The 10,269-nt window shown below is 73.4% G+C and carries 7 protein-coding genes and 1 pseudogene; all 8 read left to right on the forward strand.

The features are described from left to right. Positions 1-82: 82 nt before the first annotated feature. Positions 83-889 (forward strand): annotated as a pseudogene (locus AB0K09_RS22965) (sensor histidine kinase); the annotation flags it as partial. A gap of 91 nt (positions 890-980) precedes the next feature. Continuing rightward, positions 981-1,634 carry a response regulator transcription factor gene (locus tag AB0K09_RS22970; RefSeq protein ID WP_366067251.1) on the forward strand — a complete coding sequence of 218 codons (654 nt, stop codon included), beginning with the start codon at positions 981-983 and terminating at the stop codon, positions 1,632-1,634. A gap of 260 nt (positions 1,635-1,894) precedes the next feature. Next, positions 1,895-3,163, forward strand: coding sequence for a phenylacetate--CoA ligase family protein (locus tag AB0K09_RS22975; RefSeq protein ID WP_366067252.1), 1,269 nt, complete (start codon positions 1,895-1,897; stop codon positions 3,161-3,163). Then, positions 3,160-4,461, forward strand: a complete 1,302-nt coding sequence (locus AB0K09_RS22980; RefSeq protein ID WP_366067253.1) for an MFS transporter — start codon at positions 3,160-3,162, stop codon at positions 4,459-4,461. The genes AB0K09_RS22975 and AB0K09_RS22980 overlap by 4 nt, the downstream gene beginning before the upstream one ends. Then, entirely contained in the window at positions 4,458-5,594 is a 1,137-nt protein-coding gene (locus tag AB0K09_RS22985) for a GNAT family N-acetyltransferase (RefSeq protein WP_366067254.1), read from the forward strand. Before AB0K09_RS22980 ends, AB0K09_RS22985 begins: the two co-directional genes overlap by 4 nt. Further along, entirely contained in the window at positions 5,591-6,745 is a 1,155-nt protein-coding gene (locus tag AB0K09_RS22990) for an acyl-protein synthase (RefSeq protein ID WP_366067255.1), read from the forward strand. The genes AB0K09_RS22985 and AB0K09_RS22990 overlap by 4 nt, the downstream gene beginning before the upstream one ends. Beyond that, positions 6,742-9,234: an acyl-CoA reductase gene (locus AB0K09_RS22995; protein WP_366067256.1), complete on the forward strand. Its 2,493-nt coding sequence runs from the start codon at positions 6,742-6,744 to the stop codon at positions 9,232-9,234. Before AB0K09_RS22990 ends, AB0K09_RS22995 begins: the two co-directional genes overlap by 4 nt. Positions 9,235-9,297: 63 nt before the next feature. Beyond that, the gene (locus AB0K09_RS23000) at positions 9,298-10,059 is read left to right on the forward strand and encodes an alpha/beta hydrolase (protein WP_366067257.1); all 762 of its coding nucleotides are present in this window, start codon (positions 9,298-9,300) and stop codon (positions 10,057-10,059) included. The last annotated feature ends 210 nt before the right edge of the window (positions 10,060-10,269 follow it).

Genomic DNA, 10,269 nt, shown 5'->3' on the forward strand with positions numbered 1-10,269 from the left:
CGCAGCTTGGCAGCGCGCTTCGTTCGGGACGAAGAGGTCGTGGGTTCAAATCCCGCCACCCCGACTTGAGGTCTGGGCCTTGCTCGGTCACCAGCTGGCGCTCATCGCGGTGCAGACCGGCGCGCTGGAGGTCGACCGGGACCTCACCGGGCGGCAGCGGGAGGCGGTCGGCGTGCTCCGCGAGGCGTCCGTGGCCGCGATGCACGAGCTGCGGGAGGTCGTCGGCATCCTGCGGGACGGCACCGCGGAGGACTCCCAGCCGGCCGCCCGGGCCGTGGCCGGCATCAAGGACCTCGTCGACGCGGCGGCCGCGGCCGGCGTTCCCGTACGCCTCCGGCGCACGGGGGAACCGCGCCCGCTCGCGCCCGCCGCCGACCACACCGGCTACCGGATCGTCCAGGAGGGTCTGACCAACGCCTGCAAGCACGCCCCCGGCGCGCCCGTCGAGGTCGCCCTGCGGTACGAACCGGACGCCCTCGTGGTCGAGGTGGCCAACGGCCCCCTCCCGGCCGGCGGGGGCGGGAGGCCGGGCGCGGTCAGCGGCGGCCAGGGTCTTGACGGGCTGTGCGAGCGGGCCCGGCTGATCGGCGGCATGGTGCACGCCGGACCGGCCGACGGCGGCGGCTTCCGGCTCGCGGGTGTCCTGCCCTACGCCTCCGCGGAGACACGCGCGACCTTCGTCGGCGAGGCGGACGACTTTCGGCAGCAGAGCGTGGTCCCCGTCCCCGGCGAGGGTGAGACCGTCATCGACCTGCTGGATCCCCGTGAGGAGTTCAAGGACATCATGAGCACGAAGAAGAGCAACGGCTGTCTGACCGGGTGTGCGGTCGCCCTGATCCTCGCCGTGGGCCTGTTCGCCGCCCTCTTCCTCGGCGTCGGCAAGGGCTGACGAGGACGACGGCCGCCCCGGGGGAGACTGGCCGAAGCGCCCCCGGGGACCCCGGGGCCCGGCCACGACACACCAGTGAGCAGGAGACCAGGTGATCCGCGTCCTCATCGCCGACGACGAGCCGCTCATCCGCGCGGGTATCCGGGCGATCCTCACCTCGGCCGACGACATCGAGGTGACGGCCGAGGCCGCGGACGGCCGTGAGGCGGTGGACCTGGCGCGGCGGTACCGGGTGGACGTCGCCCTGCTCGACATCCGGATGCCGCACCTCGACGGCCTCGCCGCCCTCGCCGAGATCGGCCGCGCCGCCCCCGGCGTCCGCACCCTGATCCTCACCACCTTCGGCGAGCGCGACAACGTCCTGCGCGCCCTGCGCCAGGGCGGCGCGGGCTTCCTCCTGAAGGACTCCGCGCCCGGCGAGCTCATCGGCGCGGTCCGCGCGGCCGCCGCCGGGGACGCCTACCTCTCCCCGGCCGCCACCCGGCACGTCGCCGACTCCCTCGCCGCCGCGCCCGCCGCCTCCCGCTCCGAGGAGGCGCGGCGGCGCATCGCCGTACTCGGCGAACGGGAACGCGAAGTCCTGGCCCTGCTCGGCGAGGGACTTTCGAATGCCGATGCCGGCCGCCGTATTCATATGAGTGAAGCCACCGTGAAGACGTATGTCAGCCGCATTCTCGCCAAGCTGGAATGCGAGAACCGGGTCCAGGCCGCTCTCCTCGCCCGTGACGCAGGTCTCGGCATCTGATCCCCCGGATCCGATTTCCGGCCACGGCCCCGGCGATTCTCGTTCAACTCTCAACGGCCGTACGGAGCAGTGCTGACGGTGCGATATATTTCTTGACGCCGCAGGGTTTGTGATCGTGTGTCAGACCGACAGCGACCCGACCCGATGGGCCGGCGTACCGCGTATCACGCGACGCCCGGCAGGCAGGCGGCGAGCACCGATCCTCGTCATGCCGCACAACCCTGCGTACCCCGCATTGTCACCCACAAGGCAAAGGCTGCATGTCCGTCCACCAGCTATCGGACCTCATACGTTTCGCCCGTCGTAACTCTCCTTTCTACGCCGAGCTCTACGCCGGACTTCCCGACCGGGTCGAGTGCCTCACGCAACTCCCCGTGGTGGACCAGAACGCGTTCTGGCAGGCGAATGCCCTCCACGGCAATCGCGTTCTGACCGGACCCCTCTCCGAAGCCGTCGTCTACAAGACCGGCGGCACCACCGGCGCACCGAAGTTCTCCTGCTACACCCGCGAGGAATGGCGGGAATTCACCGCCGCTTTCGGCCAGGGACTCCTCGACGCGGGACTGCGTCCCGGACACCGCGTCGCCGACCTCTTCTACGCCGGTGAGCTCTACGCCAGCTTCCTCTTCGTCCTCGACTCCCTCGCCCAGGCACCCGTCGACAACGTGCGCCTGCCCATCGGCGGCGCCGCCCCGCTGGAGTCGACGGTGCCCACCCTGGCGGACTTCGCCGCCCAGGTGGTGGCCGGCACCCCGACCACCCTGTGCCGGCTCGCCGAGCACCTGGTCGCGACGGGTCGTCAACTTCCCTCGGTCGAGCTGCTGTTCTTCGGCGGCGAGGCGCTCTTCGACGACCAGCGGCGTCTGCTCGGTGCCGCCTTCCCGCACGCCGAGCCCCGCTCCCTCGGCTACGCCAGCGTCGACGCCGGCCTCCTCGGCCGTCCCGTGCCCGGCCCCGATCCGCGCGTGCACCGCGCGTTCAGCCCGCACACCCTCGTCGAGATCGTCGACGAGACGACCGGCGAACCCGTCACCGAGGCCGGCCGCCCCGGCCGCGTCCTGGTCACCAGCCTCTTCCGCCGCCTCATGCCCGTCATCCGCTACCCCGCCGGCGACCGCGCGGAGTGGACCGACCCCGAGGCCGGGCACTTCCGCATCCTCGGCCGGGCCGAGGAAGGCGTCCGCGTCGGACCCGTCTCCCTCTACACCCAGGACGCCCACGCCGCCGTCGCCGAGGCGGACACCGAGGGCCGCGTCACCGGCACCCAGCTCGTCGTCCGCCGCTGGGACGGCCGCGACGGCCTCGTCCTGCGTCTGGCCACCGCGCCCGGCGACGACCCGGCGGGACTCGACGTCCTCGCCAAGGAGATCGTCACCGCCCTCAACACCGCCCGGCCGCTCTACCCCGACAGCGAACGCGCCGGCATGGTGCACCCGCTGACCGTGGAATGGGTCCGGCACGGCGACCTCGCGGTCAACCCCCGCTCCGGCAAGCTCGTCCGCGTCCTCGACGAGAGGCCGACCGCGTGAGCACCCCCGACCCCTCCGGCGCGCCCACGGGCCGCCGGCTGCCGCTCGTCCTGCGCAACCGCACCTTCGGCGCCGTCTGGCTGGCCCAGGTCCTGACCCAGGCCGCGGTGCGCATGTTCCAGGTGGGCGTGGCCTGGTGGCTGGTCGCCTACGCCGTCGGCGGCGGCCGCGGCCTCGCCTCCGGGCTGTTCATGGCGGTCAGCACCCTGCCCGCCGTCGCCCTCGCCCCCGTCGTCGCCCGGACCGTGGCCCGCCGCTCCCACCGCTCGCTGCTGCGCGCGGCCGCCGGCACCGCCGGACTGGCCTCGGCCGCGCTGGCCGGCTGGGCGTACGCGGCCGGACTCCCGCTCGCCGCCGCCTACGCCGTGACCCTGGCCCTGGCCGCCTGCCAGGCCTTCTTCGACCCCTGTCTGACCACCTCCGTGCCGGAACTCGTCGACGACGAGGACATCGAGGCCGCCACCGGCTTCGAACTCTCCACCCAGTCCCTGGCGAGCCTCGGCGGCGCCCTGCTCGGCGCCCTGATCGTCGACCGGGCCGGCATCGCGGGCCTCGCGGTCGGCTGCGCGGCGGCCTATCTGACGGCCGCCCTGCTGCTGACGGCGGTGCGTTTCCGCCCGGCCGCCGCACCCGAGGCCGCCACGGTGGACGACGCCGCCGCGACCGGAGGGCGGACACTGCGCCGGATCCTGTCCGGTCTGCCCTTCGTCCGTAAGATCCTGCTCTGCTTCACGGCCGCGAACCTCTTCACCACCGCCGTCTTCGTCGTCATCCCGCTCTACACCCGGTCCGTGCTCCATGACGACGGCTCGACCGTCGCCCTGCTGGAGGCGTCCCTGGGCACCGGCACGCTGATCGGCTCCTTCACCGGAGCGCGCGTGCCCGGACGACCGACCGTCCTCGGCTCGTACTGCCTGGCCCTGATGGCGCTCGCCCTGGCCCTGCCCGGTCTGCTGACCGGACGGCTGGTCTTCGCCGGCTCCCTCGTCGTGGCCGGCTGGTGCGTGGGCGTCATCGGCGTCCGCTTCGTGGCCCTTTTCCAGCGGCTGGTTCCCACGGCCGACAAGCCCGGCTTCTTCGCCGTCATGCAGGCCGTGCTCGGCGCGACCTTCCCGCTGGCCTCCCTGCTCTTCGGACTGCTCGGCGACCAGCTGCCCGTCCGGGCGCTGTGCCTGATCCAGGCGGCCGGCCTGCTGCCCGCGGCCTGTGTCCTGGCCCTGCTGCGCGAGCGCACGCCCGAGCCGGCGGCCGGCCCCGTACCCCTTCCCGAATCCGTCCCCGTCGGAAGCGAGCGATGACCCCCGAGCTCCAGGCGGCCACCCCCGCCGACATCGCCGATCTGCGTCAGCTGTACTACGCGGTCTACGGACCGCACTACCCCGCCGGGCTCGGCACCGACCCCGCCGAGATGGCCCGGCTCATCCAGGACCCGCACACCCTCTGGCTGGTCGCCCGCCGGCCGGACACCGGCGCTCTCGTCGGTTCCGCCGCCGTCCACGGCGAACCCGTCAGCCGCATCGGCCGGCTCGAAGGCCTGGCCGTGCACCCGGAACACCGCACCGGCGGACTCGCCGGAGCGCTGACCGAGGCACTGTGCGAACGCACCCTCGGCACGGGCCTCCTGGACTCCGTCTACGCCACCGTCCGCACGGTCAGCGCCGGTCCCCAGCGTGTCGTCGCCCGCAACGGCTTCCGCGCCCTGGGCATCCTGCCCAACGCCGTCGACCTCAGCAGCCGCGAGAGCCTCGCGCTCTACGCGCGTCACTCCGTAGGGGTGCTGGACCGCCGCGTCCCCGTGCCCGAGGTCCCCGCTCCGCTGACGCCGCTGCTGCGCGCCGTCGAACAGAGCCTGGGCGTCAGTTACGCCGACACCCGGGCCACCGCCCCGCTCCCCGCCCCCGAACGGCCCGCCGAGGGAAGGCTGGAGACGATCGAGGCACCGGCGTTCGTCCGCCGCCGCTTCCACGAGCGCTTCCCCGACGCCGACGGCTGGTTCTACCCCCTGCACACGCCCAACGTGCTGCTGATGCCCGACGACGGCCACTTCGAGGTCTACGCCTACGTCAACCGCACCGGCGGCTACTGCGCGCTGCTCGCCGCCCACCCGGGCCCGGCCGCCGCGGCGGCCTGGCTGGAGCCCATCACCCGCACCCTCACCCGGGCCGGCGCCGGCTACGTCGAGGCCCTGGTGCCCCTGGACCGGCACGACCTGCTCTCCGCCTTCCTCGCCCAGGGCTTCATCCCCAGCGCCCTCTACCCGGCCATGCGGGCCGAGGGCGACGGCTTCCACGACTACGCCGTGATGACCCGCACCAACGAACAGATCGACTTCCGCGGCGTCGTCGTCGACGGGCCGCTCCAGCCCTACCTGGACTCCTACGCGTCGGCCTGGGCGTCGACCTATCTGCCCACCCTCGAGGTTGCCTCATGAACCGCCATCTGGCCCCGATCGCCGTGCCGGACCCCGGGCTGCTGCCCCGGGTGCAGGAGCTGTGCGATCTGACCGACCCCTACGCGACCGGCCCCGCCGAGGACGAGCTGTTCGCCGCCGCCATGGCCGAGATCAACGCCTGGCACGCCGAACGCTCCCCGTTCTTCCGCTCGCTGTACGAGAGCACCGGCACCGACGCCGGCGCCCCCTACCGCGCCCCGCTCGTGCACGCGAACTTCTTCAAGCGGCACGAGGTGCTCTCCATCCCGCGCGACGCCGTCGAACTGCACCTGACCTCCTCCGGCACGACCGGCCAGAAGTCGCAGATGTTCTTCGACACCTGGACCATCCGCTCCGCGCAGCGCATGGTCGCCCGCATCTTCGACCACAACGGCTGGATCACCCCCGGCCAGGAGGTCAACTACCTGCTCTACAGCTACGAGCCGGCCCGCGATCTGAAGCTGGGCACCTCCTTCACCGACAACTACCTGTGCGACTTCGCCCCGGCCCGGCAGGTCGCGTACGCCCTGCGGAACACCGGCGGCGGCCACGAGTTCGACCCCTTCGGCTGCGTCGAGGCGCTGCGCCGCTACGAGCGGGACGACGCGCCCGTGCGCATCCTGGGCTTCCCCGCCTTCCTCTGGTTCACCCTGGAGCGGATGCGCGCCATGGGCCTGCCGCCCCTGCGCCTGTCCGAGGACTCCCTGGTGATCCTCGGCGGCGGCTGGAAGGGCAACGCCGACCGGCAGATCGGCAAGGACGAGCTGTACGCCCGGATCACCGAGCAACTGGGCATCCCCCCGGAGCGGATCCGCGACACCTTCGGCTCCGTCGAGCACTGCATCCCGTACATCGAGTGCGACCACCACCGGCTGCACGCCCCCGTCTGGTCGCGCGTGGCCATCCGCTCCACGCGCACCCTGGAGCCGCTGCCCTACGGGGAGCGGGGCTATCTGCACCTCGTCTCGCCGTACATCACCTCCGTGCCGGCGCAGAGCGTCCTCATGGGAGACCTGGCCTCCCTCCAACCGGGCGAGGAGTGCGGCTGCGAGCTGAACACCCCCTGGTTCACCGTGCACGGCCGCGCCGGCGTGAGCCGCAACCGCAGCTGTGCCGTGGCCGCCGCCGAACTGATGAAGGGAATGTCGTGACCGAGACGATCCACCAGCACTACTGGCAGGGCGCCTTCGTCGACGACGACGAGGCGGCCCGCCGACTGGCCGGCCTGCCCGCCGCCGTCGAGGCCGCGCTGGCCACCCCCCTGGACACCGAGACCGTGCTGGCCGCCTGCGACCGGCTGGCCACCGCCCTGCGCGACCCCGCGCACCCCGTGACCATCCGCCTGGCCGCCCATCTGCCCGACGGCGAGGACGCCTCGCTCCTCACGGAACTCGCCGCCTTCCTCAGCCGCCCCGAACTGACCCGCAAGCTCCGCCGCGAGCTCGGCGGACCCACCCCTGAGCGGCTGGCCCGGCCCGACGCCAAGGAGACCGTCTACGAGGCGTGGGCGCCCGTCGGCATGGTCGCCCACATCGCGCCCGGCAACGCCGCCACCGTCGCACCGCTCAGCATCGTCGAGGGACTGCTCGCGGGGAACGTCAACGTCCTCAAGACCAGCAGCGCCGACACCCTCCTCGCCCAGCACCTGCTCGCCGAACTCGCCGCGCTCGACCCCACCGGGGCCGTCGCCGAGCGCGTCGTCGTGCTGCGCTTCCCCTCCTCCCGCCAGGAGTGGCTGCGCCTGATGTGCGCGCCCGCCGACGCGGTCGCGGTGTGGGGCGGCGAGGCCGCCGTCGAGGGCGTCGCCGCCCACGTACCGCCCGGCTGCCGCCTGGTGGAGTGGGGCCACCGGATCTCCTTCGCCTACCTCGCCGCGGACGCCTGGCACGACGGGGCCACGCTGCGCGCCCTCGCGGCGGACGTGTGCCTGCACGAACAGCAGGCGTGTTCCAGCCCGCAGGTCGTCTATCTCGACACCGAGGACGTCGACGAGGTCTTCGCCTTCGCCGAGCGCCTGGCCGGCGCCCTGGCCGCCGTGCCGCCCGCGCCCCGGGACGAGGAGACCGGCCCGGCCGAGGAGGCCGAGATCACCACCACCGAGCTGCTCGCCCGCCTGGAGGAGCACCTCGGCCTGACCCGCGTCCACGCCGCCCCCGACGGCTCCTGGCGCGTCATGGCCGACACCCGGGCCGCCCTCACCGCCTCCCCGCTGCACCGCAGCATCTGGGTCAAGCCGCTGCCCCGCAAGCACCTGATCGCCACCCTGCGGCCCATGCGCCGCTACCTGCAGACGGCCGGCATCGCGGGCAGCCGTACGGACGTCGCCGAGCTCGCCCGCACCGTCCTGGCCGCCGGTGTCACCCGGGTCACCCCGGTCGGCGACATGCTGGGCAGCTACCCCGGCGAGCCCCACGACGGCGTCTACGCCCTCCAGCGCTACAGCCGCCGCGTGGCCGTCCGGGCCGACGAGCGCTTCGCCACCACGGCCTGCCTCGACGACCTGATCCGCCCGGCCGACGTCCCGCCGCCCGCCGGGCCGCTGCTGGACAAGGCCGCCGTCCAGGAACGCAACCGCGAGGTCGGCCGGGCCGACGCCGAGCTGTACTTCCGCAGCGGCGGCAGCACCGGCACCCCCGCCCTCTCCCTCTTCACCTACGACGACTACGACACCCAGATGCACGCCGCCGCCCGCGGCCTGCTCGCCGCCGGCTACGACCCGGCCCGCGACCGCACCGCCAACCTCTTCTACTGCGGAGACATGTACGGCGGGTTCATCAGCTTCTTCTCCATCCTGGAGCGGCTCGGTGGCGTCCAGCTGCCGATGACCGCCGGTACCGACCACCGGGCCACCGCCGAGACGCTGATCGCCCACGAGGCCGACACCCTCTTCGGCATGCCCTCCTACCTGTGGCAGCTCCTGCACGACCAGGCCGACCTGCTGCGCTCGTACGGCGGCATCCGCAAGATCTTCTACGGCGGCGAGCACTTCACCGCCGAACAGCGCCGTGTCCTGGCCGAGACCTTCGGCATCGAGACCGTCCGCTCCATCACCTACGGCAGCACCGACCTCGGCCCGCTCGGCTACCAGTGCGTGGAGAGCGAGGGCAGCGTCCACCACCTCCACGCCGACCTGCACACGCTGGAGATCGTCGACGTCGACGCCGACCGCCCGGTGCCCCCGGGCGGGACCGGCCGCCTCGTCTTCACCACCCGCGCCCGCCGCGGCCAGAAGCTCGACCGCTACGTCATCGGCGACCTCGGCCGCGCCGTCCCCGGCCCCTGCCCCTGCGGCAGCCGGGCCCCGCGCTTCGAACTCCTGGGCCGTACCGGCGACGTGGTGCGCGTGGCGACCTACTTCCTCAACTACCGCCGCTTCGTCACCCTCGCCGAGGAGACCGGCTACAGCGGGGAGCTCCAGCTCCTGCTGTCCGCCGACGGCCCGCGCGAACGCCTCACCGTCCGCGTGGAGCACACCGGCACCGACCGTCTGCGGGACGCGCTCCTGGCCGGCTACCCGGAGCTGCGCACGGCCGTGGCCGAGCGGCTGCTCGACGTCGCGGTGGAAGCGGTGGACGGCGCCGGCTTCGCGCGCACGCCGACCACCGGCAAGCTGCGGACGGTGGTGGACGCCCGCAGCTGACGCCCGCGGCCGGGGTGGCCTTATGATCATCCCGATTCGAACGCGAGAACGGGGGAGTGGACTGTGCGGAGCGCGACGGTGACGCCCGAGGGCGACCGGATCCGATGGGTGGAACTGCCGGGGGAGGAGCCCGCGCGCGTCTATGTGCACGGACTCGGGGCGACGTCGCCCGTCTACTTCGCCGAGGTCGCGGCGCATCCCGCGCTCGCGGGACGCCGCTCGCTCCTGATCGACCTGCTCGGCTTCGGCATCAGCGACCGCCCCACCGGCTTCGACTACACCCTGGAGTCCCACGCCGACGCGCTCGCCGAGGCCCTGACGGCCGCCGGTGTGACGGGTGCCGAACTCGTCGCGCACAGCATGGGCGGGTCGGTGGCGATCGTCCTCGCGGCCCGCCACCCCCGCCTTGTCTCCCGGCTCGTGCTGGTCGACGCCAACCTCGACCCGATCACCCCGGTCCGCGGCCCCGGCAGCAGCGGCATCGCCACCTACACCGAGGCCGAGTTCGTCGGCGGCGGCTGGCAGGAGGTCCGGGACGCGGCCGGCCCGCACTGGTGGTCCACGATGCGGCTGGCCGGGCTGGAGGCGCTGCACCGCAGCGCCGTCCACCTGACCCGCGGCACGGTGCCGACCATGCGGGAGATGCTCCTGGAGCTGACGATCCCGCGCACGTACCTGGTGCCGGCGGCCGACGGGCCCCTGCCCGGCGCCGACCGCCTCGAAGCGGCCGGCGTCGGCGTCGTGGCGATCCCGGACTGCGGCCACAACATCATGCTGGACAACCCCGAAACCTTCGCCCGCGCCACGGCGGCGGCACTCGGCTGACGAGCCGGCGCCCCGGACTACCCTGAACGAGAAGGCTCGGCACGACCGGAACCGGCCCCCGGAAGGAACTCTTCCGGGTCGCCGGGCGGTCTGCGGAGTGAAGCGGCGGAGTACGCCCCCCCGCCCGCGGCACCGAGCATTCCGAGGGGAAGCCATGATCACCACTCGCACCGTTCAGCGCACCGCAGTCACCCTCGCCCTGCTGCTCCC

It is taken from the genome of Streptomyces sp. NPDC049577 (genome assembly GCF_040675635.1).
Classification (GTDB): domain Bacteria; phylum Actinomycetota; class Actinomycetes; order Streptomycetales; family Streptomycetaceae; genus Streptomyces.

What these genes read in the sequence shown, in the direction of transcription:
- AB0K09_RS22975 (WP_366067252.1), top strand. Translation starts at nt 1,895, where the DNA reads ATGTCCGTCCACCAGCTATCGGACCTCATACGTTTCGCCCGTCGTAAC.
- AB0K09_RS22990 (WP_366067255.1), top strand. Translation starts at nt 5,591, where the DNA reads ATGAACCGCCATCTGGCCCCGATCGCCGTGCCGGACCCCGGGCTGCTG.
- AB0K09_RS22985 (WP_366067254.1), top strand. Translation starts at nt 4,458, where the DNA reads ATGACCCCCGAGCTCCAGGCGGCCACCCCCGCCGACATCGCCGATCTG.